Origin of the sequence: Collinsella sp. CLA-JM-H32B, from assembly GCF_040098065.1 — a bacterium.
In the GTDB taxonomy this organism is placed as follows: Bacteria; Actinomycetota; Coriobacteriia; order Coriobacteriales; family Coriobacteriaceae; genus Collinsella.
The window spans coordinates 1-25,508 of record NZ_JBBNNA010000010.1 but is presented as its reverse complement, the minus strand read 5'-3'; the positions used below and the strand labels follow the sequence as shown (position 1 = coordinate 25,508).

Here is a 25,508-nt window from a genome sequence, read left to right as displayed (position 1 = left end):
CAGTATGGTCAAGCTGTACGAGGACGGCATCTACCTGCGCGGCGGCAGCGAGGTTGTGCCTGCGGCCGAGGCTGCCGAGCGCGGTATTACGCAGACGCCCGAGGATGCCAAGCGCGGCACCATCGCGTATTCGATCCTCCAGGCACATAACACGTCGGGTGACCCCGAGGCACTCAAGATTCGCTTTGACGCCATGGCGAGCCACGACATCACCTTCGTTGGCATCATCCAGACGGCGCGCGCCTCGGGCATGGAGCAGTTCCCGCTGCCCTACGTGCTCACCAACTGCCATAACTCGCTGTGCGCCGTGGGAGGCACCATCAATGAGGACGACCACGTCTTTGGCCTTTCCGCGGCCAAGAAGTACGGCGGCATCTTCGTCCCGCCGCACATCGCCGTCATCCACTCCTTTATGCGTGAGAACTTCGCCGGCTGTGGCAAGATGATCCTGGGCTCCGACTCGCACACCCGCTACGGCGCTCTGGGCACCATGGCCGTGGGCGAGGGCGGTGGCGAGCTGGCAAAGCAGCTGCTGCGCGACACCTACGACGTTGCCTATCCCGGCGTCGTTGCCATCTACCTCACGGGCGCCCCGCGCCCCGGCGTTGGCCCACACGATGTGGCGCTCGCCATCATCCGCGCCGTCTTTGCCAAGGGTTACGTTAAGAACAGGGTCATGGAGTTCGTGGGCCCCGGCATTGCGAGCATGACGACCGATTATCGCAACGGCGTCGACGTCATGACCACCGAGACCACCTGCCTGTCGAGCATCTGGGCCACCGACGAGGACACGCACGCGTTTTTGACCATGCACGGTCGCGGCGAGGACTACCGCGAGCTCAAGCCCGCCGATGTTGCCTACTACGACGGCTGCGTCGAAGTCGATCTGTCGAGTATCAAGCCCATGATCGCGTTGCCGTTCCATCCTTCTAACGGCTTTGAGATCGACGAGCTCAACGAGAACCTCGAGGACATCCTGCATGAGGTGGAGCTCGAGGCCGCCAAGATCGGCGAGGGCAAGACGCACTTTAGCCTGCTCGACAAGATCGTCGACGGCAAGCTGCACGTGCAGCAGGGCGTTATCGCCGGCTGCTCGGGCGGCAACTACGACTCCGTGGTCCAGGCTGCTCGCGTGCTCAAGGGCGCTAACACCGGCTGCGGCGAGTTCTCGCTGTCGGTCTATCCCACGAGCCAGCCCGTGGCACTCGAGCTTACACGCCGCGGCTACATCTACGACCTTATGGAGGCCGGCGCGATTGTGCGCACGGCATTCTGCGGCCCGTGCTTCGGCGCCGGCGACACGCCTGCCAACAACGGCCTTTCGATCCGCCACACCACGCGCAACTTCCCCAATCGCGAGGGTTCCAAGCCGGGCAACGGTCAGCTGAGCGCCGTGGCCCTGATGGACGCCCGCTCCATTGCGGCGACGGCTGCCAACGGCGGCGTCCTGACGCCGGCGACCGACCTGCCCGAGGAGATTTGGGACGAGGCCTGCGAGTACACCTTTGACGACGCGCCGTACAAAAAGCGTGTGTACTGGGGCTTTGGCAAGGCGGAGCCTGCCGACGAGCTGGTCGAGGGCCCCAACATCAAGCCGTGGCCCGCGATGGAGCCCCTTGGCGACGACATCCTGCTCAAGGTGTGCTCCAAGATCATGGACCCGGTCACCACGACTGACGAGCTCATTCCTTCGGGCGAGACGAGCTCCTTCCGCTCCAACCCGCTGGGCTTGGCTGAGTTTACGCTGAGCCGCCGCGACCCGGCCTACGTGGGCCGTTCCAAGGAGGTCGACGCCGTGGAGAAGCGCCGCGTTGCCGGCGAGGCAGCAGGCGACTTGGCCGCGCTCGATGCCGAGCTTGCCGGCGTGTTTGAGGCGCTGGCCGGCGCGGGTGTCGCTGCCGACGCCAAGGCGACCGAGTACGGCTCCATGCTCTATGCCAAGAAGCCCGGTGACGGTTCCGCCCGCGAGCAGGCCGCGAGCTGCCAGCGCGTAATTGGCGGCCTGGCCAACATCGTCCACGAGTACGCCACCAAGCGCTATCGCTCCAACGTGATGAACTGGGGCATGGTGCCCTTCCAGATGGAGGCCGAGCCCAGCTTTGAGGTGGGCGACTACGTCTTTGTGCCGGGTATCCGCGCCGCGCTCGACGGCGACCTGAAGGACATCGCCGCTTACGTGGTCCGCGCCGATGGTACGGTCGAGCAGATTGAGCTCTACATTGCCGATATGACGGCAGAGGAGCGTGCCATCGTCAAGGCCGGCTGCCTGATCAACTACAACAAGTTCAAGGCCGCTGCCGAGTAACGCACTTAATTGTCCGCCCGGGGCTTGCCCTTTCCCGCCCGCTCACGCGCTTCGCGAGGGTCGCGTTCGGGAAAGGGTAAGCCCCGGGCTACATTTCTGCGTTCTCGTTGGGTCTTGAGGGACGCTAATAAATAGACTTGCTTGATGCCGCCTCTGTTATCGGGGCGGCTTCTTTTTGTCGAAAACCACCACAAAGGGGACAGGCACCTTTGTGGTGGTTCACGGTTTGTCTCGACTTGTAACATCTTGGCCGCTAAAAGTGGGCCTGGTGTTACAGATTGAGACAAACAATCGCCGCCGATCATTTCATCTCAATCTGTAACATCTAGGATCGAAAAGGGCCGCTAGATGTTACAGATCGAGACAGTCGAGTGCCAGAGTCGAAAACCACCACAAAGGGGCCTGTCCCTTTCGTGGTGGTGGGGGGCGAGCTCGATGCTGCCGTGCTCGCTGAACGACATTCTAATGAGCGTCTCTACAGGATTTCATCTGGGCTGGCGGGCTTGGTTGTTTTGGGGATGCCGAATTTGGATGACGCGAAATCGTCAACATTGTCCTTAATTCCGTCTTTGGTGTAGACAGTGACCATATAGGTGCTGTGTCCGAATTCGCCCTTGTCGCGTGTTGCCCAGGCATCCCAGTAGGCGGCCCCGTTTCGCCCTTTGATTTTTCCGACACGGCGGAGTTCTGTTCGCTTTAATTTCTGGTTGCTATAGATGGTTCGACCGGCCTCCTCGGTGAGCCCGCACTGTCCAAGCATCTTGTCGAGGACTTGGTTCATGTGGCGCTCATCGGTGTTTGGTGCGTAGTCGTAGGCGAGGGTGACGGAGTCGAGTGGCTGGTCGTCGATTAGATAGTTTAGCGCCTGAGGTCCAAGGCAGAAATAGGGGGAGCATCCGTCGATCTGACCGAGCAGTGGCAACTTTGACTGCCAAATTCCGGTGGGAATTCTATCTTCGTAGAACACGCCACGACAAATAAAGGAGAGCGAGGTGGCACGCGAGCCGGCGTTGACCATTCCGCAAAGATCGAAGGGCGAGGCGAAACCAAAAGAAAAAGGAGTGACGACGATAAGGAAGAGCATCACGATGGGTATGGCGAGAATGGCGATGACGTTACGACCGGTGGAATGAGACGGCTTCACATGCGCTCCTCGAGACAAAGATCTGTTGAGGATAAGCAGAAATGGATATGTTCAGAGAACAATTCAAGTTTAATCTCATGGCGCGAGATGGTCAACCGTTAGCGTCGAAAACCACCACAAAGGTGCCTGTCCCCTTTGTGGTGGTGAGGAGCGCGCGGCTTCTTTTGGTAATAGTGTTAGCTGGCGGTATCATTAGTGCAGGTGGCGAAGGTTTGCATTGTGGGGTGTTTTGCCGTGAGCCGTTCTGCCCGTATTGGATTGATTGTCTTGGCGCTTGCGATCGCTGTGGTTGGCGCGGGCGCTGTCGGTATGGCATTTCTACCTGCTGCGGTGACGGAGCCGTTGGTCAAGCCTGTGGCTCAATCTGTCGAACTTCTGACCGGCGACGACAAGCCCGAGACCATTACCGTTGATTTTGATGAGCAGCCGGCTGTGCTGGGTATTAGCAATTATCCGAGTATTCAGCTTGGGGCCATGCGCTATACCACGGATACAAGCCTGATCGATAGGGCGTCCGAGCTACTCAAGGGCAAAACATTTAAGCGTTGGTACGGATATGCGTCCTATCGGGCAAAAGCGAACGACATGGTTGGCGGATGCCACTCTTCCATCGAGCTGGACACTGCAAACGGCGCAAAGTTATGTGATGTCTCGTACGATCCGGGTTACGAGGGCAATGAGGGTCCGGGTATTTACATCATGGCCGGCGATGCAGCCTATGTCATGGAGGGCGACCAGGCCGAGCTCAACGATTTTATGGGTCAGTGTATCCAAGATGCCTATGAACAGACCTGCTTGCCCGACCCGCAGACTGCACGCGATAGTGGGTCTGCCCGTATATGGCTCTTCGAGGATGAGATGCCCTGGAGCGGCGAATCGGGAAGCACGGGTTCGGCAAGTAAATAGAGACTGCAACCACCACAAAGGTACCCGTCCCCTTTGTAGTAGTTCTCGGTTTGTCTCGATCTGTAACATCTTGGCCGCTAAAAGTGGGCCTGGTGTTACAGATTTAGATTTTCGATTCGGGTGTCTTCTGTTTGTCTCAATCTGTAACAGATAGGGCCCTATTTGCCGAGTAGTTGTTACAGATTTAGATAAACGGGCGCCGCTGAGCATTTCATCTCGATCTGTAACATCTAGGATCAAAAATGGCTGCTAGATGTTACAGATCGAGACGGTAGTGCGCCTGGGCAGCGGCGGGCTGACATCTCAGTACCCTATCTCTTAATCACTCAGAAAATCTTATATATAGAGACTTAGATTTGTGTATAAGATCGAGCAAAGCTGGCAACAATACTTCTCGAACAACGTGAAGCCGCCCCGTAGGGCGGCCGCCCCAAGAGAGGTGATTCCATGAGAATCGATAAGCTAGCAATGACGTCGCGCGAGGCGTTGCAGACCGCCATGAGCACGGCCGCTGACGCGCAGGCCGGCGCGGTGGAGCCGATTCACCTGCTGTCCGCCCTGCTTGGTGCCGGCGAGCGCAATATCTCCGTGATTATCGAGCGCATCGGTGCCGACCCGGCTCAGCTCGCACGCTCCACACAGGATGCCATCGACCACGCGCCCAAGGTTTCCGGCGAGAGCCAGCAGATGGGTCTTTCCAACGAGCTTGTCCGCGTCATCGAGAAGGCCGAGAAGAAGGCCACCAAGATGGGCGACAGCTTTGTGGTGACCGAGCATCTGCTGATGGCGCTTGCCGAGGACAAGGGCGAGGCCGGCCGCGTGCTGCGCGACGCCGGCGTCACCAAGGAGCGCATCGAGCAGGTCTACGAGGAGCTGCGCGGTGATGACCGCGTGACGTCTGCCGAGGATAAGACGCAGTTTGAGGCGCTGGAGCAGTACGGTCGCAACATTTGCGACCTCGCCCGCGCCGGCAAGCTCGACCCGGTCATCGGCCGTACCGATGAGATTCGCCGCACCATCCAGGTCCTGTCCCGTCGCACCAAGAACAACCCCGTGCTCATCGGTGAGCCGGGCGTCGGCAAGACGGCCATCGTCGAGGGCATCGCCCAGCGTATCGTGGCCGGCGACGTGCCGAGCACGCTGCGCGACCGCGACCTCATCGAGCTCGACATGAGCGCGCTGGTCGCCGGTGCCAAGTACCGTGGTGAGTTCGAGGACCGCTTGAAGGCCGTGCTCAAGGAGGTACAGAAGTCCGAGGGCAAGGTCATCCTGTTCATCGATGAGCTCCACACCATCGTGGGCGCGGGTGCCACCGAGGGCTCCATGGACGCCGGCAACATCCTGAAGCCTGCACTCGCCCGTGGCGACCTGCACGCGATCGGCGCGACCACGCTTGACGAGTACCGCAAGTACATCGAGAAGGACGCGGCGCTCGCGCGTCGTTTCCAGACCGTGATGGTCTCCGAGCCTACCGTCGAGGACACCATCTCGATCCTGCGTGGCCTCAAGGAGAAGTACGAGATCTTCCACGGCGTGCATATCACCGATAGCGCGCTCGTGGCGGCTGCCGACCTCTCCGATCGCTACATCGCCGACCGTTTCCTGCCCGACAAGGCCATCGACCTGGTCGATGAGGCCGCAAGCCGCCTGCGCATGGAGCTCGACAGCATGCCGGTCGAGATCGACGCCACCACGCGTCAGCTCACCCAGCTGCAGATCGAGGAGCAGGCACTTATGAAGGAGACCGATGACGCCTCCAAGGAGCGTCTGGAGGCCCTACGTCAGGAGATCGCCGAGGTCCAGGAAAAGCTCAACGTGCAAAAGGCCGGCTGGCTCAACCAAAAGAACGCCATCGACCACGTGCAGGAGCTCAAGGGCCGGCTCGACGAGGCCAAGAGCGAAGAGGAGCGCGCGACGCGCAACGGCGACCTGGGCCGTGCGTCCGAGCTGCGCTTCTCCGTGATTCCGGGCCTGCAGCAGCAGATTCAGGATTCCGAGGCCGCGCTCGAGGCACAAAAGCAGCAGGACGGCGAGGGCCTCAACGAACAGGTGACCTCCGATGAGATTGCCGAGGTCGTGAGCGCCTGGACCGGCGTGCCTGTGTCCAAGATGATGCAGGGCGAGCTCGACAAGTTGAAGGGCCTGGAGGGCGAGCTGCATAAGCGCGTCATCGGTCAGGACGAGGCTGTCTCCGCCGTTGCCGCGGCCGTGCGCCGCAGCCGTGCGGGTCTCTCCGATCCGGACAAGCCCATCGGCAGCTTCTTCTTCCTGGGCCCCACCGGCGTGGGTAAGACCGAGCTCGCCAAGGCGCTTGCCGAGTGCCTGTTCGACGACGAGCGCGCGCTCGTGCGTATCGACATGTCCGAGTACATGGAGAAGTTCAGCGTCCAGCGTCTGATCGGTGCGCCCCCGGGATACGTGGGTTACGACGAGGGCGGCCAGCTCACCGAGGCCGTGCGCCGTCGTCCCTACTCCGTGATCTTGCTCGACGAGATGGAGAAGGCCCATCCGGATGTCTTTAACGTGCTGTTGCAGGTGCTCGACGACGGCCGTCTGACCGATGGCCAGGGTCGCCAGGTGTCCTTCAAGAACACGATTATCATCATGACGTCTAACGTGGGCTCCAAGGCTATCGCCGAGCTTTCGGGCAAGGACGAGGAGGAGATGCGCCATCAGGTCGACGCCGCCATGGCTCAGACCTTCCGCCCCGAGTTCCTCAACCGTATCGACGACATCGTGGTGTTCCATCCGCTCGGCATGGCGCAGATCGAGAAGATCGTCGACATCCAGCTTGCCGACGTCCGCGCGCGTCTGGCCAAGGAGCGCATGACGCTTGCCATCACCCCGGCGGCCAAGCAGATGCTCGCCGTGGGCGGCCTGGACCCCGTGTTCGGTGCCCGTCCGCTCAAGCGCCTGGTCCAGCGCGAGGTCGTGGACGCCATCGCCGCCGCCATCATCGACGGCACGGTGCGCGAGGGCGATCAGGTGACGGTCGATGCCGACAAGGACGGCGGCTTTACCGTCGTGTGCGATAACACGCCGGCGGCCACCTACGAGGTCCCCGACGCCGAGTAGATTTTGGGCCATGCCTTAAAATCTGCCGGCCGTCTCTAAACGCCAAGGGCGGCGGATTCAATTGGGTCCGCCGCCCTTTTTCGTGCGACAATCGATAATATTGAACACGATTGCATGGCAAGGAGATATGCAGATGATAGACAAGAACAAGACGAATGCGCCGGCGACCGATGCCGCACCCGCCGCACCCAAGCCTGCGCCTAAGCCGGCGCCCAAGCCGCGCGACCCCTACATCCGTGCCGAGAACGAGGACGACGACGGCTACGATCCCTACAGCGATCGCCGCCCCGAGCGCGAGCCGATGTTCGAAGCCGACCCGTGGCGCTGAGTGCCACCCAAAAGGCCACCAATAAGTTGCGGCGAAATAGGGATTGTTTTGCGGTTTGACCAGCAAAAACAGTCCCTATTTCACCGCAACTGCGTTAGGGGTGTGGGTGTTGGGCGGCTGTCTTCGGGCCGGCTAGTCCTGGGCCTTGATGCTCGGCAGGAGAATCTGGGCGAGGTAGTCGGTCTCGAGTTTGGTCGCGGCGCCGGCTTTGCCGTCTTTGCCGACCAGCACTTTTTTGATCTGGCTATAGGTATAGCGGTTGCCGGTCGTAAGTTCGACAAGCTCAACTGCAGTGTCCATGGGGTAGGTCGACACGGGGTCTTGCGTGCGTCCGTTGATGGTCTGGGGCACCACATACGGATAAACGGGGCCGCTGGCGTAGACGGTGTAGCCGTTGCCGAGGTTTGCCGCACCCAAAACCGCGTCGCCCTCATCGGGCGTAAAGCTCTCGCCGTCGCGCACCGTGACAAGCGTCACAAGCGGCGTGTTCGTGTCGCCGGCAAGATATATGCACAGCGTGCTGCCGTTTTGCCAAGTCGCGACTTTGCCGTACCACTCAACGGGAATATCGAGCTGATACAGGTCCGTTGCCTTATGTCGAGCATCGGCGTCGCGGGCCGCCTGCGCCTTGCGGGAGCTCACGGCGTTGGTCGCGGCGTCGCGTCGCGCGGTTGCCGCCTGCTGGAGTACCTTTGCGACCGCGGCGGAATTCACCCCGCCTTCCTCGGCATACTTGGCGGCGGCATCGATCTGGTCGTCGGTCACCGTGTCGGCCGAAGGCACCTCGAGCTTAAAGGTGGCCTGGGCACTCAAATCCTGCCCATCGCTCTTAATGGCGACCTGCGCCTTGGTGGTCGGGACGGTGTAGATGGTGCCGTCGGCCGCGATGGGGGAGGCGGCAATGGAGAGCGTGTAATCGCCGGGCAGCAGCTTAACGCCGCGACCGTGCTCGTCAACATAGAGCGTTTCGCTCACGGAAGAACCGTCGGAATCCTGCCCGCTCACCTGCACGGGAATCTTGGAGCCAGTTGAGCAGTCGAGGCCCGCGGCATGCACGCCAATCTGCACCGACATCATCGTGTGGGCATTGGCGGCGACAGCGGCAGCCTGCTCTTGTTGATATCCGTTCCAGGCAGCATAGCCTGCACCGCCGGCGACAAGCGCGACGGCCACGACGCCGGCGACCATCAGATTGCGGCGCTTTGGCGACATCTTGCGATGGCGGACCTCGGCTTCGCGTGCCGAGGGAACGGACGGCAGGGGAATATCGCCCATGGCGATGGTCTCATCGACGACAGGAGCAGAGCCTAGGCCGGGGAGCTCGCGGGTCAGCGAATCCTCGGCCGGCAAGCTGTCGAGCAAGATGGTTTCCTCGCTCGTATCGGATTCGGTCTGGTCGTCGGCCTCACATTCGGATTCCTCGTGCCCCGCCTCGTCTTCGGTGGGCGCGGCGCCATCGTCTTTTGCATCCTGATCATCGGGCTGCGCCTCGATTTCCGGCTCATCCTGCGCATCGACGCTCGAATCGTCAAACGCAATCTCGGCCAACGCGATCTGGTCTAGGCTCTCCAGGGCCTCGGCGCACGCTTCTGCATCTTGGGCCGCATCCTCTTGGTCCATCGTCTCATCTTTCATATATCCCCCAAGCTCAATATCGGGACAACACTGTACCCAAAAACGGGACCCCATAGAGCCGCCGCATGATTTGAAATCCGATTTTAAATATGCGCATGTTTTTGAATAGATGAATAGAGGCGCGACGACAAAAGCCCCCGAAAAGCGAGCGAAACGCTTTCCGGGGGCTCTGCGAGACATTGGATTGAAAATCCTGGCGGGCGGGCCTATGCCCAAGTGCCAACAGCGACCAACATGTTACTCGGTGTTACTCGGCGTGCGCGTAATCAACCTTGGCGCGGCGAGCGGTAGCCTTCTCCCAATCGCTGGTGCCCTCAAAGACATCCTGCTTGTAGGGATTGCGGCCGAGCTTCTTGGCGCGGTAGGCGATGTAGATGATCGCGGCGACATTGGCGACCAGTGCGGCGATCGAGACCGCGGTGGCGGCGCCGGGGTCGAGCGTGGAGTGGGTCACAAAGATGGACTCCTCCTGGAAGTACGGGAACACCTGGGCAAACATGCACCAAATGGCCAGCGTAAAGGCGCGGTTCTGGATCCAGCCGCCCTTGTTCCAGATAAAGGCGGCGACGGTGGGCGCCAGCAGCAGCGCAAAGCCGCAGAACCAGGAGTGGGTGGGCAGGCAGTTGTAGGTGTAGCAGAAGTTCCAGATATCGTAGGCGATGATGTAGACCCAGGTCATGTCGGGCCACAGCATATCGGTCTGATCCTCGGAGGCGTAGACGCTCCACCAACCGGTCATGCAGAAGATGTTGATGATACCGGCGATGCCGTTGAACACGTTGTTCCAGCCGGCCAGCTGCGTAGCACCTTCGGAGGTGACCCAGGTGGACTCGCCCAGGACAAAGAAGTGATAGGCGCTCTCGAAGTCGGACACGACGGCGATCATGATGTTGATGGCGACGATCACAAACGGCCATGCGCGGAACCAATGCGCCTTGCCGATCTTGCCCCACTGATACTTAATGGCAATGAAGCCCCAGCAGCCGGCCAGCGCCGCGTATACCTTGGCGTAGTGGAACCAGCTGTTCTGGTACACATGGGTGGGGTTGGTGAGCGCCCACTCGGCGCCCTGCGAAACGCCGATGGCGATGGCGACGCAGTAGATGGTCATGGCCAGCGGAGCCACGCCAAAGATGATTGCCGCGCCCAGCTTAGTGCGGCGGCCGACCTCGTTGAGCACGATGAGGCCAATAAAGACCATGGCCCAGCCGGCCCAGTGGATAAGGGTATCGCTACCCCAAACATCGAACAGCATGCTGCTCTCCTTTCACACGCCCGCGGCCCCTCTTCCGATCGCGGGCAGTTTGGCCAAATGTCGTCAGTTCTGGGGCTTGCGCTCCGGATACTTGGCGGTATAGCCCTCGATGTGGAGTGTCGAGGCGATGATTTCCTTGACCGTCTCGTCGGGCACATCGGGGTGCGTGCGGATATACATCAACAACCCCATGATGAGGGTGTAGAACGTCTCGTAGACATGGTCGATGCGTAGCTCATGATGGGCGACAAAATCCACCACGGTGGTGTCGCAGATATACTGCGCCACGCGCTGGACCACGTTGTGCAAAAAGCCGCCGTAGAGCGCGCCGCTGCTTGAGGTGAGCGTACTCGGCAGCTCGTGGCCGCTGACGACCAGGCGCTTGAAGAGCGGGGCGACGGTGTCGAGTGCGCCCTCGATATCACCGGCGATGCGGCTGGCATTCCACTGCTCGAGCTCGGCGATAAAACCGTCGATTGCCTCGTCCATGACAGCGGTGACGGCGGCGTCCATATCGGCAAAGTAGTGGTAGAACAATGAGCGCGTGCAGCCGGCGCGTTTGGTCACGGCCGAGACAGATAGATGCGACACACCCAGCTCGGAACTCACGGTGCGCACGGCGGCGAGGATCTCGCGACGGCGTTCGTCGCCCGTCAGACGTTTGGCCGTGCTGTCGGGCGCGGGGACGGCATCGGCCACAGAGGTATCTGCTGTGTTGTTGCCCATGTTTTGCCGCCTTTCATCCTCTTTTGCCTGACCGTTCACCTAACAGTCTTGAATATTGTTGACGGTTCGTCAATACTGTTTTTGACACAATGTCAACAATAACGGGTGAACGGCGTGGGGGCATGTCGAGCCCGTAAAAAGAGGGGCGCTGCGTGCCTGCCAGGTTGCGGCAAGAGAAGGGACGACTATGATTCTCAACGGACCGGGGATTAGCTACACCGAGCCCGATATCGGTGCGGAGTTTGTGCCGCCGCTGCCGGAGCATCCGCGCGAGGCCATCGTCAAACTGTGCGAGCACTGCACTAACCGCCTGCTGCATCGCGACGAGCTGCTGGGCTACGAGTACTGGTCGTTTGCCGAGGCCGCGACTGACGAGCAGGCCGAGGTACTCTGCAAGATGAAGATGCGCCGTCCCTACACGCTGCCCGAGATGGTCAAGCTCACCGGCATGCCCGAGGCCCAGATCGAGAAGATGCTCGACTATATGAGCTACACGGGCCTGCTCGAGTACAACTGGGAAAATCCCGAGCGCGCCAAGCAATGGGTGTTGCCCATGCTGGTGCCGGGTTCCGCCGAGTTTCTCAACATGCGCGTGAGCCAGCTCGAGGAGCACCCGGTCTACGCCAAGTTCTTTGAACAGGCATCCAAGGGCCCGCTGTCCAAGGCCACGCCGATGGTGCCGCCCGGAGGTGCCGGTATCGGCATGCACGTCATTCCGGTCGAGAAGGCCATCGATGCCGCAAGCACCTCGGTGCCGATTGAGCATATTGAGCACTGGCTCGACAAATACGAGGGTAAGTATGCCGCCAGCACCTGCAGCTGTCGCGCGAGCCGTCGCGTGATGGGTGAGGGCTGCGCCGACGACCCGGCCGATTGGTGCATCGCCGTGGGCGATATGGCCGACTACGTGGTCGAGACCGATCGTGGCCATTACGTGACCCGCGACGAGGTTTACGACATCCTGCGCCAGGCCGAGGACAACGGCTTTGTGCACCAGATCACCAACATCGACGGCGAGAACAAGATCTTCGCCATCTGCAACTGTAACGTCAACGTGTGCTACGCCCTGCGCACCTCGCAGCTATTCAACACGCCCAACCTGTCGCGCTCGGCCTATGTCGCCAAGGTCGAGAAGGACAAGTGCGTTGCCTGCGGTCGCTGCGTTGAGGTGTGTCCGGCCGGCGCCGCCAAGCTGGGCCAGAAGCTCTGCAGCAAAAAGGCGGGCGGACGGGTCCCCGAGTATCCGCGCCAGGAGCTGCCCGATGCCACCAAGTGGGACCACACCAAGTGGTCGCCCAACTACCGCAACGACAACCGCATCGAGACGCACAAGTCCGGCACCGCGCCCTGCAAGACGGCCTGCCCCGCGCATGTTGCCGTTCAGGGTTATTTGAAGCTCGCGGCGCAGGGTCGCTATGACGAGGCCCTAGCACTCATTAAGCGCGAGAACCCGCTGCCCGCTATCTGCGGCCGTGTGTGCAACCGCCGCTGTGAGGATGCCTGCACCCGCGGCCGTGTGGACGCCGCCGTGGCCATCGACGAGGTCAAGAAGTTTATCGCCCAGCGCGATCTGGACGCCGCGACCCGCTATGTCCCGCCCGTGGTGACGCCGACGCGTGCCGGCGGCTTCGACCAGAAGATCGCCATCATCGGTGCCGGCCCGGCCGGTCTGTCCTGCGCTTTTTATCTGGCCGAGAAGGGCTATAAGCCCGTCGTGTTCGAGAAGAACGAGCGTCCGGGCGGCATGCTCACCTACGGTATTCCCAGCTTTAAGCTGGAGAAGGACGTTATCGAGGCCGAGGTCGAGATCATTCGCCTGATGGGTGCCGAGTTCCGCTATGGCGTGGAGGTCGGTCGCGATGTGACGCTCGATGAGCTGCGCGAGCAGGGTTTTAAGGCCTTTTATGTTGCCATCGGCTGCCAGGGCGGCCGCCTTGCCGGTATTCCGGGCGAGGATGCCGAGGACATGACCGTGGCCGTCGACTTCTTGCGCGAGGTCAACAGCGGCAAGATCGACGCGCTACCCGGCCGCACCATCGTAGTGGGCGGCGGCAACGTGGCTATCGACGTGACCCGCAACGCCTGCCGTCTGGGCTCCGAGCATGTTGAGATGTTCTGCCTGGAGAGCGAGGCCCAGATGCCCGCCAGCGAGGAAGAGCGTCGCGAGGCCATCGAGGACGGCGCGCACATCAGCTGCGGCTGGGGCCCCAAGGAGGTCCATCTGGACGAGACCGGCCGTGTGTGCGGTATCACCTTCAAGCGCTGCACGCGTGTCTTTGACGACGAGGGCCGTTTTGCGCCCGAGTACGACGAGAACGATCTGCGCCGTGTCGATGCCGACCGCGTCGTCATGTCGATTGGCCAGTCCATTGTGTGGGGCGACCTGCTGGCTGGCTCCAAGGTGGAGCTTGGCCGCGGCCAGGGTGCCCTTGCCGATCCCCAGACCTATCAGACCGCTGAGCCCGACATCTTTGTGGGAGGCGACGTCTACACCGGTCCGAGCTTTGCCATCGATGCCATCGCCGCCGGCCACGAGGCCGCCGTGTCCATCCATCGCTTTGTGCAGCCGGGCTCCACGCTCACCATCGGCCGCAACCAGCGCCGCTACACCGCGCTCGACCGCGACGATGTCGTGATCGAGAGCTACGACAACGCGAGCCGCGAGGTTGCCCACGTGGACCGCGAGCGCGAGAAGGCCGCGCCGTTTAGCGAGTACGTCGAGACCTTTACCGAAGAGCAGGTGCGCGCCGAGACCGCCCGCTGCTTGGGTTGCGGTGCCTCGATCGTCGACCCCAACAAGTGCATCGGCTGCGGCCTGTGCACCACCAAGTGCGCGTTCGACGCCATCCATCTGGATCGCGACCGCCCCGAGTGCTCCACGATGGTCAAATACGAGCAAAAGCTCCCCAGTCTGGGTAAGTACGCTTTGAAACGCGCAATCAAAATCAAGTTCGGTCGTAAATAGGTAACCATGGCCGGTAGGGGGACGGCGCAGACTAGATTTCGCCGTCCCCTTGCTTTGAGTTTGCATCGCATCAACCGTTGTTGAAAGGTTTCTACCTTGCACGAATTGGGAATCGTTTATCACATCATTCGCGATGTTGAGAACGTGGCGCGCGCCAATGGCGTGAGTCGCGTTTCGAGCGTCACGCTGCTGCTGGGCGAGGTCTCGGGCGTCGTTTCCGACTTACTGCTCGACGCTTGGCGCTGGGCGGCAGATAAAAAGTCCATCACCGAGGATGCGGAGCTTATTGTGGAGCCCGTCGAGGCCGTGACACATTGCGAGGCGTGCGGCCGCGACTACGCGACGGTCGAGCACGGCAAGACCTGCCCCCATTGCGGTAGCGGCGAGACATACCTGCTGCAGGGCCAGGAGGTCATGATCAAGCAGATCGAGACCCCCGACGAGGACCCGGCAGACGCTGCTCCTGACGGTACTTCCGACGCTCCCGACGCCGTCGACGCCGCCAACCCCCTCCACATCGCCTAACTTGGTCGTTGGGGACGTTCTTAAACGACTAGTCAAACAAGAACGTCCCCAACGACTAGTCGTTTAAGAACGTCCCCAATGACTACTTGCGCTAGAGCATAAGTCACGCTAATAGTCAAGTTATGTCTGTTTAAACAAAATAGCAGCAGTACAAGCGCATTCACGCTTGCCTAAAATCGATATTAATGAACAGCCTGCTTGTATCTGTAAAATGCGCGGCTTGATGAGCGGCGCCTTGGCGGGTAATGAGTGAAAAACCAGCAACGTAATCAACTTGTAACAAAGCTAGACGTTTAAACAAATAATGCAACCTTTTGCAAATTTAGCGATAATTCCACAAACTAAACAGGTATACTTCCTTAATGTCGTGTAGGGAATACGTAGACAAAAAGGAGGTTATGTGATGGTAAGTATTGTTCTTGCTAGCCACGGGGACTTGGCAGCTGGAATCAAGCAGACGGGCTCGATGGTCTTTGGCGATCAGCCGTCTGTTGCCGTGGTCTCGCTCGAGCCGAGCATGGGCCCCGACGACTTCCGTGCCAAGGTCGAGGAAGCAATCGCTTCCTTCGAGGACCAGGAGCAGGTGCTCTTCCTCGTTGATCTGTGGGGCGGCACGCCGTTCAACCAGATCAGCGGGCTCATCGAGGGCCACGATTCCTGGGCTATCGTCACCGGTGTCAACCTGCCTATGCTCATCGAGGCATATTCGCAGCGCTTTGACGCAAAGAACACTGCACATGCGATCGCAAAACATCTCGTGACTGAGGCTAAGGCTGGCGTGCGCGTCAAGCCCGAGTCTCTGGAGCCCGAGGAGAAGAAGCCGGCTGCGGCCGCCGCTGCTCCTGCAGGCGCCATCCCTCCGGGAACGGTCATCGGCGATGGGCACATCAAGATCGCCCACGTCCGTATCGACACCCGTCTGCTTCATGGTCAGGTGGCCACCACGTGGACCAAGCAGATCAACCCCAACCGCATCATCGTGGTTTCCGACGGCGTTGCTCACGACGAGCTCCGCAAGACCATGATCGAGCAGGCTGCCCCTCCGGGAGTCCATGCCAACGTCGTGCCCATCAAGAAGATGGCCGAGGTCGTCAAGGACACGCGCTTTGGTGACACCAAGGCCATGCTGCTCTTCGAGAACCCGCAGGATCTGCTCAAGGCCATCGAGGCCGGCGTCGACATCAAGGAAGTCAACATCGGTTCCATGGCTCACTCCAAGGGCAAGGTCGTCGTCACCAACGCCGTCGCTATGGGCGATGACGACGTTAAGACCCTCGAGGCCCTCAAGGCCAAGGGCGTCAAGTTCGAGGTCCGCAAGGTTCCTTCGGATGCCTCCGAGGATCTCGACGCCATGTTGAAGAAAGCTAAGGCCGAACTGGCCGCTCAAGCATAGTAAAGGAGGGTCCGATACATGTCTGCAATCACTATTCTGCTTGTTGCGATTGTCGCGTTGCTTGCCGGTATGGAAGGCATTCTGGATGAGTTCCAGTTCCATCAGCCGCTCGTGGCATGCACGCTTATCGGTCTCGTAACCGGTCACCTTCAGGAGGGCATCCTCCTGGGCGGTTCGCTCCAGATGATGGCCCTTGGCTGGGCTAACGTCGGCGCCGCCGTCGCGCCTGACGCCGCTCTGGCCTCGGTCGCTTCTTCGATCATCATGGTGCTCGCCCTCAACGGCGGCGCCACTGATTCGGCCAAGGCCGTTACCGCGGCCATCGCCGTCGCCGTCCCGCTGTCGGTCGCTGGTCTGTTCCTGACCATGATCTGCCGTACCATTGCTACCGCTATCGCTCACGCCATGGACGGTTGCGCCGAGAAGGGCGACTTCTCCGGCATCGAGCGCTGGCAGTACGCTGCCATCCTCATGCAGGGCCTTCGTATCGCCATCCCGGCAGTACTTCTGTGCGTTATCCCGGCCGAGGCTGTTACCAACGCGCTTAACGCTATGCCCGACTGGCTGTCCGGCGGCATGGCCGTCGGCGGCGGCATGGTCGCTTCCGTCGGTTACGCCATGGTCATCAACATGATGGCCACCAAGGAGACCTGGCCGTTCTTCATCCTCGGCTTTGTCCTTGCTGCCATCCCTCAGCTCACGCTGATCGCCCTTGGCCTCATCGGCATCTCCCTTGCCCTCATCTACCTCGGCCTTAAGGATCTGGCCAAGCAGGGTGGCGGCATGGGCGGTGGCTCCGGCGACCCGCTCGGCGACATTCTGAACGATTACGAGTAGGAGGGGAGTGATACATATGGCAGAGAACAAGATTCAGCTCACCAAGGCTGACCGTAAGAAGGTTTGCTTCCGTCATCAGTTCCTTCAGGGCTCGTGGAACTACGAGCGTATGCAGAACGGCGGCTGGTGCTTCGCAATGATCCCTGCGATCAAGAAGCTCTACACCAGCAAGGATGACCAGATTGCCGCTCTTAAGCGCCACCTGGAGTTCTATAACACCCACCCCTATGTTTCCGCCCCCGTCATTGGCGTTACCCTCGCCCTCGAGGAGGAGCGCGCCAACGGTGCTCCGATCGATGACGTCGCCATCCAGGGCGTCAAGGTCGGTATGATGGGCCCGCTCGCCGGCGTCGGTGACCCCGTCTTCTGGTTCACCCTTCGCCCGATTCTGGGCGCTCTGGGCGCTTCCCTGGCCATGTCCGGCAGCATCGTCGGTCCGCTGCTGTTCTTCTTCGCGTGGAACATCATCCGTTACGCTTTCCTGTGGTACACACAGGAGTTTGGCTACAAGGTCGGCTCCTCTATCGCCAAGGACCTCTCCGGCGGTCTGATGGGCAAGGTCACCGAGGGCGCTTCCATCCTGGGTATGTTCATCATCGGCGCCCTGGTCGAGCGCTGGGTGTCCATTTCCTTCACCCCGATCGTCTCCACGGTCAAGCAGTCTGCTGGCGCCTTTATCGACTGGGCTAGCCTGCCCTCCGGTTCTGAGGGTATCAAGGAAGCGCTGACGATGTACAACTCCGTCGGTGCTACCGCCCTTGACCAGATGAAGGTCACCACGCTCCAGGGTAACCTCGATCAGCTCATCCCCGGCCTTGCCGCCGTGTGCCTGACCCTGCTGGTCTGCAAGCTCCTCAAGAAGAAGGTTAGCCCGATCGTCATCATCCTGGCTCTCTTCGCCGTCGGCATCATCGGTCGCTTCTGCGGCTTCATGTAAGCACGCTTCGGCTTAAGACCGAGAGTTGCTAGGTAAGGGCTTTTGAGCCATTGAAACGGACCGCACCCGGTGGGTACACTGGATGCGGTCCGATTGTTTTTATTGGAGGGCGAGGCGCGTATGGCGCAATCTCAGAACAGCACGGTCGATCTGGCAACGCCGGCAACCTGCCTGATGGGGCTTACCAGCCACGGTAACGTGATGGTGGGCAATAAGGCGTTCGAGTACTATAACGAGCGCAATCCCGAGGATTATATTCAAATCCCGTGGGACGAGGTCGACTATATTGCCGCCGAGGTTTTGCGCGGCACCAAGAAGATCACGCGTTTTGCCATCTTCACCAAGGACAACGGTCACTTTACGTTTTCGACGCGTGACGACAAAGAGACGCTTCGCGCGGTCCGCAAGTACGTCGACGAGAATAAGCTCGTGCGTTCGCCCGACTTTATCGATGTGACGGCCAAGGGCGCCAAGAGCATTCCCTCCGTTATCAAGGGTCTCTTCCACAAAGGCAACTAGCTCCCCATAAGTTGCGGTGAAATAGTTCTTAAATACGGCTTTAGATGCTTTAGGCAGGAACTATTCCATCGCAACTTCGAAGTCTAGTCATGCGACGTATAGCGATGCAGTAAATCTGCTACACTAGTACAACATGCCTCCGTAGCTCAGGGGATAGAGCACCGCTCTCCTAAAGCGGGTGTCGTGCGTTCGAATCGCACCGGGGGCACCAGAAGAAATTGCAGGTCAGACGGTATAAATCGTCTGACCTGCTTCTGTATAGATAGGGCTAAATAGACGATAGAGGGGTGAAAAATGGGTGAAAGAAAGTTCTATGATGAAAACAGCTCGCCTACATATTTCACTCCGATATTTCACCCAAATATCCGGTTTTCAACGCTTTCCACAGCCTGCGGGCTTATAAGAAGCCCTTCGGCCATGGAAAGCGTTGAAAACCTAGGGTGACGTTGCTGTGAGATGGGCGAGTTTCCAACAGCCCCCGGCGTCTTCGGGTTTCGCCTGGGACCCTGCGACACCGTGGACCGTCGAAAACTCGCCCTTCCGCTTGGAAGAGAGCTTTTACCCCTTAAAATTGTCCGAAAGTGACAACGACGCAGGAGGTCCGGTATGCCTGCCAGCAAGAAAGAGGCAAAAGAGTTCGTCAAGCGGTGGCAGAAGCGCCTTGCCGCCATCCCCGCGGGCTCCAACAACGAGCAGCAGGACACGCAAAAGTTCTGGGTTGACCTGCTCATCAACGTCCTGGGCATCCCGTCCAACACCATAGACAGCTTCGTCGACTTCGAGCGGAAGGTGAGAGGCCGCCGCATCGACGTGTTCGTCTCCGACCACAACTTCCTGTGCGAGCAGAAGTCGTGGGGTATCGACCTCGACAAGCCCGAGCCCAGAAACAGCGGCATGGAGACGCCGCTCCAGCAGGCCATGTGGTACGCGCGGCACCTGCCGTACTCCGAGCGCCCCCGCTGGGTGATGACGTGCAACTTCGGGACCTTCCGCCTCTACGACCTCGACAACGAGCGGCCCGAGGACACCGTGCAGGAGTTCTCCCTCGAAGAGCTCCAGGACAGCCTGTACCTTCTCTCCTTTCTGACCTCCAACGAGACGAGCCGCCTGCACAAGGAGCAGCAGCTCTCCATCGAGGCCGGGGCCTACGTCTCCAGGCTCTACGATGCCCTCGCCAAGCAGTACCACCACATCGAGGAGAAGGACGAGCGCGCGCAGGAGGAGCAGCGCTCGCTCAACGTGCTCATCACCCGAATCATCTTCCTGCTCTACGCCGAGGACGCCGACCTCCTGCAATCGCACCAGGCGTTCGGTAGGTACTGCGAGGGTGACCCTGCCAAGCTCCGCCGCAAGCTGGTGGACCTGTTCGAGGCGATCGACACGCCCTTAGAGCAGAGGGACGAGTACATGGACGAGGACCTCGCGGCCTTCCCGTATGTGAACGGTGGGCTGTTCGCCGACTCCTCCATCATCGTCCCACAGATGACCCCGGAGATTCTCGAGGCAATCACCGACGCGTCCCAGGACTTCGATTGGCGTGAGATCTCGGGCGTCATCTTTGGCGGCGTGTTCGAGGGCACGCTGAACCCCGAGACGCGCCACGCCGGGGGCATGCACTATACGAGCGTCGAGAACATTGAGCGCTGCCTCAGGCCGCTCTTCCTCGACGAGCTGTGGGACGAACTGCACGAGGCCGAGGGCGAGAGGACGGCGGCGAAACGCAAGCAGGCCCTGGCGAGGCTGCACGACAAGGTTGCCTCCATCACCATCGGTGACCCCGCGTGCGGCTCGGGCAACTTTCTTACCGAGGCGTACAGGCAGCTGCGCACCATCGAGAACCGAATCATCGAGGACGAGCTCAGCGAGGAGACCGGCAACGCGGGTCAGACGTCCCTCGTCATTGCGCAGGACAGCCCAGTCCGCGTATCTCTCGATCAACTGTATGGCATCGAGATTAACGATTTCGCCGTCTCGGTCGCCAAGACCGCCCTTTGGATCACCGAGGAGCAGATGCTCCGAAAGACGCAGGAGATATACGTCGGTTATGACTTCGACTTCCTGCCGCTCAGGAGCCTCAGCAACCTCCATGAGGGCAACGCCCTCAAGACCGATTGGTCCGAGGTGTTCCCCGATGACCTTACTTATCTTGTGGGCAACCCGCCGTTCCTGGGTGCTCGCAACCAATCCAAGGAGCAGAAGGCAGAGCTCCTTGAGGTCTTCGATGGAGCGAAGAACGCGGGCAACATCGACTACTGCGGGGCCTGGTACATGAAGGCCGCGAGGTTCACGCAGGGAAAGCGCACGCGCTGCGCCCTGGTCTCGACCAACTCGATATGTCAGGGCGAGCAGGTCGCCAACCTCTGGAAACCCCTGTATGACCTGGGTATCCACATCGACTTCGCGCACAACACGTTCAGGTGGGACAACGAGGCTGCGGACAAGGCGCACGTGTTCTGTGTCATCGTCGGGTTCTCCCGCGAGTCGGGGACCAAGACGCTCTTCTACCACGCGACCCCGGACAGCGACGAAGAACAGATTCCCACGGCTCGAATCAATGCGTATCTGAAAGACGCCCCTGATGTATTCATCTACAGCCGCAGCAAGCCTATTTGTGATGTTCCGGAAATGGGCATCGGAAATAAACCTATTGATGGGGGATTCTACCTGTTTACCGATGAGGAGAAAGGCGATTTCCTGAAGAAAGAGCCAAAGGCCGAAGGCTTCTTCCATCCATGGCTTGGATCAAAAGAGTTCATTCATGGCTATCACCGCTGGTGCCTGTGGCTTGGGGAGGCAACCTTCTCAGATCTAAAGCAGCTTCCTGAGTGCAGAAAGAGAGTAGAACAGGTTCGTGAATACAGGCTTGCAAGTAAAAGCGCTGGAACCCGGAAAATAGCAGATAAGCCAACGAGATTTCACGTTGAGAACATGCCCGAGGGAAGTTCCATCATCATCCCAGAGGTGTCTTCAAGCAGAAGGAAACGTGTTCCAATGGGCTTTGTTGGTCCAGAGGTATTTTGCAGCAACAAGGTTAGATTGATACCTAATGCCTCTCTCTATCACTATGGCATTCTGCAATCTCAATTCCATAATGCATGGGTTAGGGTCGTAACCGGAAGATTGAAGGACGATTACCAGTATTCGGCCAATATTGATTACAACAACTTCGTCTGGCCCGAGCCCACGGAATCGCAACGCGAGGAAGTCGAGCGCTGCGCCCAGGCCGTGCTCGACGCCCGAGACGTCCAGGAGGGTGCGACGCTCGCGGACATGTACGATCCCAAGAACGAGACGTTCTTCCCCGAGCTGATTGCCGCGCATAAGGCGCTCGATGCTGCTGTTGAGGCTGCCTATGGCGTCGACTTCGGCGGGGACGAGGAGAAGATCGTCGCCCATCTCTTCAACCTCTACGCCGAGAAAGTTGGTGAACTATAGTGCCCAACTCTATCTACAATCCCATATCGCTGGAGGTCGGCAACATCCTGAAGGACGTTCAGACGGGCAAGATCGGCCTGCCTGATCTGCAACGGCCTTTCGTGTGGGGCAATGAAAAGGTTCGCGATCTGCTTGATTCCATGCTTCGCGGATACCCTATCGGCTATGTGATGCTGTGGGACTCTCCGAGTGACGACGCGGGCAAGAGGTCTGCCATAGGCTCGAACCAAAAGGTGTATGCCGTCCCCAAGTCCCTTGTCATCGACGGACAGCAGAGGCTCACTGCCCTCCTGAGCTCTCTGTACGGCGTACCCGTGCGAGACAAGAACTTCAGGGAGCGAACGGTGAAGATCGCCTACGACCCCATCGCACGCTCATTCAAGAATGCCGACGCCTCGACCGAGAAGGATTCGCGCTATGTGCCCGACGTATCCGAGGCCTTCGCGGCGAACCACGACAACAAGCTGAGCGCCTATCGCAGGGCGTTCATCAAGCGCCTTAACGAGGCGAATGCCAAAAAGGGCGAACCCGAACTCGACGATGGCGGCGAGGACGCCGTCGAGAGCGGGCTCAACGCATTACTCGGGCTTGAGCGCTATCTTCTGCCGACGCTGGAGATTTCCGAATCGGCTGACGAGGAGACCGTATCGGACATCTTCGTGCGCGTGAACTCGCAAGGGCAGGCGCTTAAGCAGGATGACTTCATCATGACCCTGCTTTCGGTCTACGAACCTGCCATGAGGGAGCGCATAGAGGAGTTCTGCGCCATGAGCCATGCGCCCGCAAAGGGCACCTCGTACAACCCGCTCATGACCGTCTCGCCGACGCATATCATCCGCGCCACGGTGGGCGTGGGGTTCAAGAGGGGGCGCCTGCGTTATGCCTACCAGATTCTTCGCGGGCGAGATCTCAAGACAAAGGAAACGACGCCCGAGACGCGGGCCGAGAACTTTGCCACGTTCGGTCGCGCCCTCGATCTCGTGCTCGACTTGAACAACTGGCATGCCTTCATCAACACGCTGGCGGAGGCGGGCTATGTCTGTTCCGACCAGGTGGGGTCGGGCAATGCGCTCATGTTCTGTTATGCGTTTTACCTTATCGGGCGCTACGAGTTCGGTATGGAGCCGTTGGCTGTGCGCAGGCTCGTGCGGCGCTGGTATTTCGCCGCGGCCATAACGGGGCTCTATGTGGGGTCCTTCGAATCCGAGTTCGAGCAGCAGCTTAACGACGTCTCGCGCCTTGAGACCGCCGATGAGTTCCGGGCGTACTTCGACCGTAGGCTCGCCGCCATCATGACGGACGATTATTTCTCCATCACGCTGCCAAGCTCCCTCGACGCAAACGAGGCGACGGGTCCGACCTGGTGGGGCTTCGTCGCGGCTCAGGTCGTGCTCGGTGCCAAGGCACTGTTCAGCACGGCCCCTCTTTCTCAGCTGCTGCTTACCGGTTCGTCGGGCTCCAAGAAGGCCCTGGACAAGCACCATCTGTTCCCAGATAACTACCTGAAGGCCAAGGGCTACCTTTCGCAGCGCAGCAACCGAGGTAACTTCACCCTCGTTGACTACCAGAACAACATCTACATCTCGGATGACGCGCCGAGCGAGTACGTCAGGAGGTATCGCGCCGCGCTGGGGGAGGACGAGTATCGCCGCAACTGCGAGGAGCACGCCCTGCCCGTTGGGTTCGAGGACCTCGATTACGAGGAGTTCATCAGCAAGCGAAGGCAGCTTATGGGCGAGCTTGTGAAGAGAGCCTACGAGCGGCTTTAGGCTTACGCTGTGAACCTGCGATTGGGGGCTAAAGTGACGAAGGTTTTCATATCCTATGCATGGGAGAGCGAAGAACATCGTGCATGGGTTAAGGCGCTGGCAGACCGTCTGCTAGCCGATGGTGTCGAGGCAATTGTGGATCAATATGACCTTGAGCTTGGCGATCGGTTGCCTCAGTTCATGGAGCAGTCGGTTAGGTCGTCGGACTATGTTCTTATTGTCTGCACCCCAGCATATAAGCAGAAGGCCGATGAACGAATCGGCGGGGTGGGCTACGAGGGGCACATCATCAGCGGAGAATTGTTCTCTGGGCATAATGAGAGGAAGTTTATCCCGGTAATAAAGGAAGGGGGCGTTGAGGAAAGCCTCCCGACCTTCCTCAAGGGGAAATTGGCGGTCGACTTGGGCGATGGGGTCGAGTCTCGTGGCTATAACGATTTGCTTGCGACCCTTTATGGGGCCAAGAAGAAGCCGTCGGTTGCGCCCAAGCGCCGCATCGCTCAGACGTCTTCGAAAAAACGCGAAGAAGAGGGCGAGGGCTCTGAGCCCATCAGAATCGTCGGTATTGTGGTCGATGAGGTGGGAGAACCGAGGAACGACGGAACGAGGGGGAGTGCCCTGTACGAAGTGCCGTTCCGATTGTCGAGACGCCCCAGCTCTCTGTGGCGCGAACTCTTCTTGAAGTCTTGGGACTTGCCGCCAAGATTTACCACCATGCATAGGCCCCATATCGCATCGGTCGTCGGCGACGAAATAATCCTTAATGGGACCACCATCGAAGAAGTTAGGGACTATCACCGTGACACCCTCGTCTTGTGCGTGGAAGAGGCTAACAAACTTGAGGCCGAATATCTTGAGAAGGAACGGAAACGCCAAGCTCGCGAAGAGGCTGCTCGGTCAGCCTATCGGAAGAACGTCGAGGACGTTGCAGGGACGATAGACTTCTAGACCGGCTTCCATCGTAGGACCGCCATAACAATTGGCCTTGAGGCCGATGGGTCCCGCTTATGGGCGGGACCCCCGCGACACATGGTGTCGCTCTCGCTGCGGCTCCCCGGCAACGCTCCCCAGGGTCGCGTTTCGTCCGCCTCCGCTCACGCCGGCCCCGCCCGCCGAACGGCTTCGCTCGATGGCTTCCAGTAGTCGCCATCGCTCCGCCGTTGTCGCCGGGCGGGGCCTCTCGCGCCGGGTCGCCGAGCGCCGTCGTGCGACGCTCCCCATCGATCGCGTCTTCTTGGCGTCGGCTCAACCGGCGCTCACCTGCCTGGGCTCGCGTTGCCTGGCCAACCGGCTCGCTCCCGGCGGGCAACCGCGACGCGCACGCGGGCGCTCTCCAAGCGCTCGGTCTGTCCCTTGTGGGTCATGTCGCGCTCGGCCAATTCGGGCCGTCGACACCCGCGTCACCAATTTCCCCGCGGGGGGGGGGTTCGAATCCGCCGGGGGCACCAGAGATTTGTCGAGCCCGGTACCGCAACGGCGACAAGCCTTGCTGGTTTTGGAAAGCTCGTCGTTGGCGCCCTAGCGCACTGCCGTTTAGCGCCGATTCTGCCATGTCCGCACTCTTAGCGAGGGTGAGGAGCGTGAATTAATCGGAGAGGGCCAACCACTCTGATAAAATCGTCCTCGCTGTCGGCAGCCCTCTCCGAGCAATACCTGGCCGAGGCCGAGCGCATCGAGGCGCTGGACCTGGACGTGGCGAGCGACTTTTTGCTGGTCGCGGCAACCCTTTTGGACATCAAGGCCGCCTCGCTGGT

General features: G+C 60.1%; 17 protein-coding genes, 1 tRNA gene and 1 pseudogene. 15 read left to right on the top strand and 4 right to left on the bottom strand.

Features of this window, described 5'->3' with window-relative positions:
- Positions 1–4 precede the first annotated feature (4 nt).
- Entirely contained in the window at positions 5–2,305 is a 2,301-nt protein-coding gene (locus tag AAA138_RS06630) for a hydratase (RefSeq protein WP_349090095.1), read from the top strand.
- A gap of 475 nt (positions 2,306–2,780) precedes the next feature.
- On the opposite strand, the gene AAA138_RS06625 is transcribed toward AAA138_RS06630, so the two are convergent.
- Entirely contained in the window at positions 2,781–3,449 is a 669-nt protein-coding gene (locus AAA138_RS06625; RefSeq protein WP_271761094.1) for a hypothetical protein, read from the bottom strand.
- Between the two features lie 234 nt (positions 3,450–3,683).
- Here AAA138_RS06625 and AAA138_RS06620 point away from each other — a divergent pair, with 234 nt between their 5' ends.
- From AAA138_RS06620 to AAA138_RS06610, 3 genes are all read left to right on the top strand, one after another.
- On the top strand, positions 3,684–4,355 hold the full coding sequence (locus AAA138_RS06620) for a hypothetical protein (RefSeq protein WP_346977074.1): 672 nt from the start codon (positions 3,684–3,686) through the stop codon (positions 4,353–4,355).
- 447 nt (positions 4,356–4,802) lie between these two features.
- Entirely contained in the window at positions 4,803–7,430 is a 2,628-nt protein-coding gene (gene clpB / locus AAA138_RS06615; RefSeq protein ID WP_349090094.1) for an ATP-dependent chaperone ClpB, read from the top strand.
- Positions 7,431–7,563: 133 nt separating this feature from the next.
- The gene (locus AAA138_RS06610) at positions 7,564–7,758 is read left to right on the top strand and encodes a hypothetical protein (RefSeq protein WP_349090093.1); all 195 of its coding nucleotides are present in this window, start codon (positions 7,564–7,566) and stop codon (positions 7,756–7,758) included.
- Positions 7,759–7,890: 132 nt separating this feature from the next.
- On the opposite strand, the gene AAA138_RS06605 is transcribed toward AAA138_RS06610, so the two are convergent.
- From AAA138_RS06605 to AAA138_RS06595, 3 genes are all read right to left on the bottom strand, one after another.
- Positions 7,891–9,393, bottom strand: a complete 1,503-nt coding sequence (locus tag AAA138_RS06605) for a hypothetical protein (protein ID WP_349090092.1) — start codon at positions 9,391–9,393, stop codon at positions 7,891–7,893.
- A gap of 247 nt (positions 9,394–9,640) precedes the next feature.
- Positions 9,641–10,648, bottom strand: coding sequence for a DUF5692 family protein (locus AAA138_RS06600; RefSeq protein ID WP_195544659.1), 1,008 nt, complete (start codon positions 10,646–10,648; stop codon positions 9,641–9,643).
- Between the two features lie 63 nt (positions 10,649–10,711).
- A complete protein-coding gene (locus AAA138_RS06595) occupies positions 10,712–11,374 on the bottom strand; it encodes a TetR/AcrR family transcriptional regulator (RefSeq protein WP_195521127.1) in 663 nt (220 codons plus the stop codon).
- 187 nt (positions 11,375–11,561) lie between these two features.
- Here AAA138_RS06595 and AAA138_RS06590 point away from each other — a divergent pair, with 187 nt between their 5' ends.
- The 11 genes and pseudogenes from AAA138_RS06590 to AAA138_RS06540 all read left to right on the top strand — a co-directional run.
- A complete protein-coding gene (locus tag AAA138_RS06590; RefSeq protein WP_349090090.1) occupies positions 11,562–14,339 on the top strand; it encodes an FAD-dependent oxidoreductase in 2,778 nt (925 codons plus the stop codon).
- A gap of 96 nt (positions 14,340–14,435) precedes the next feature.
- Positions 14,436–14,864 (top strand): hydrogenase maturation nickel metallochaperone HypA, encoded by a 429-nt coding sequence (locus AAA138_RS06585; RefSeq protein WP_349090089.1) that lies wholly within the window; start codon positions 14,436–14,438, stop codon positions 14,862–14,864.
- A 403-nt stretch (positions 14,865–15,267) separates the two neighbouring features.
- Positions 15,268–16,257, top strand: a complete 990-nt coding sequence (locus tag AAA138_RS06580; RefSeq protein WP_055250789.1) for a PTS sugar transporter subunit IIB — start codon at positions 15,268–15,270, stop codon at positions 16,255–16,257.
- An 18-nt stretch (positions 16,258–16,275) separates the two neighbouring features.
- Complete coding sequence (locus tag AAA138_RS06575; protein ID WP_195445880.1) at positions 16,276–17,094, top strand: PTS mannose/fructose/sorbose transporter subunit IIC; 819 nt, start codon at positions 16,276–16,278, stop codon at positions 17,092–17,094.
- Positions 17,095–17,110: 16 nt separating this feature from the next.
- On the top strand, positions 17,111–18,031 hold the full coding sequence (locus AAA138_RS06570; protein WP_035136639.1) for a PTS system mannose/fructose/sorbose family transporter subunit IID: 921 nt from the start codon (positions 17,111–17,113) through the stop codon (positions 18,029–18,031).
- 120 nt (positions 18,032–18,151) lie between these two features.
- Positions 18,152–18,550 (top strand): DUF956 family protein, encoded by a 399-nt coding sequence (locus tag AAA138_RS06565; protein ID WP_055250787.1) that lies wholly within the window; start codon positions 18,152–18,154, stop codon positions 18,548–18,550.
- Positions 18,551–18,685: 135 nt separating this feature from the next.
- A tRNA-Arg gene (locus AAA138_RS06560) sits at positions 18,686–18,761 on the top strand.
- 395 nt (positions 18,762–19,156) lie between these two features.
- A complete protein-coding gene (locus AAA138_RS06555) occupies positions 19,157–21,985 on the top strand; it encodes a DNA methyltransferase (RefSeq protein WP_349090088.1) in 2,829 nt (942 codons plus the stop codon).
- A complete protein-coding gene (locus AAA138_RS06550; RefSeq protein WP_349090087.1) occupies positions 21,985–23,754 on the top strand; it encodes a DUF262 domain-containing protein in 1,770 nt (589 codons plus the stop codon). The genes AAA138_RS06555 and AAA138_RS06550 overlap by 1 nt, the downstream gene beginning before the upstream one ends.
- A 33-nt stretch (positions 23,755–23,787) precedes the next feature.
- Positions 23,788–24,702 (top strand): toll/interleukin-1 receptor domain-containing protein, encoded by a 915-nt coding sequence (locus AAA138_RS06545; RefSeq protein WP_349090086.1) that lies wholly within the window; start codon positions 23,788–23,790, stop codon positions 24,700–24,702.
- A 663-nt stretch (positions 24,703–25,365) separates the two neighbouring features.
- A pseudogene (locus AAA138_RS06540) lies at positions 25,366–25,508 on the top strand (segregation/condensation protein A); the annotation flags it as partial.

Bases quoted from the DNA above. Each gene is read 5' to 3' on its own strand.
- AAA138_RS06630 (WP_349090095.1), top strand. From the start codon at position 5: ATGGTCAAGCTGTACGAGGACGGCATCTACCTGCGCGGCGGCAGCGAG.
- clpB (WP_349090094.1), top strand. From the start codon at position 4,803: ATGAGAATCGATAAGCTAGCAATGACGTCGCGCGAGGCGTTGCAGACC.
- AAA138_RS06610 (WP_349090093.1), top strand. From the start codon at position 7,564: ATGATAGACAAGAACAAGACGAATGCGCCGGCGACCGATGCCGCACCC.
- AAA138_RS06605 (WP_349090092.1), bottom strand. From the start codon at position 9,393: ATGAAAGATGAGACGATGGACCAAGAGGATGCGGCCCAAGATGCAGAA.
- AAA138_RS06600 (WP_195544659.1), bottom strand. From the start codon at position 10,648: ATGCTGTTCGATGTTTGGGGTAGCGATACCCTTATCCACTGGGCCGGC.
- AAA138_RS06595 (WP_195521127.1), bottom strand. From the start codon at position 11,374: ATGGGCAACAACACAGCAGATACCTCTGTGGCCGATGCCGTCCCCGCG.
- AAA138_RS06590 (WP_349090090.1), top strand. From the start codon at position 11,562: ATGATTCTCAACGGACCGGGGATTAGCTACACCGAGCCCGATATCGGT.
- AAA138_RS06580 (WP_055250789.1), top strand. From the start codon at position 15,268: ATGGTAAGTATTGTTCTTGCTAGCCACGGGGACTTGGCAGCTGGAATC.
- AAA138_RS06575 (WP_195445880.1), top strand. From the start codon at position 16,276: ATGTCTGCAATCACTATTCTGCTTGTTGCGATTGTCGCGTTGCTTGCC.
- AAA138_RS06570 (WP_035136639.1), top strand. From the start codon at position 17,111: ATGGCAGAGAACAAGATTCAGCTCACCAAGGCTGACCGTAAGAAGGTT.
- AAA138_RS06565 (WP_055250787.1), top strand. From the start codon at position 18,152: ATGGCGCAATCTCAGAACAGCACGGTCGATCTGGCAACGCCGGCAACC.
- AAA138_RS06555 (WP_349090088.1), top strand. From the start codon at position 19,157: ATGCCTGCCAGCAAGAAAGAGGCAAAAGAGTTCGTCAAGCGGTGGCAG.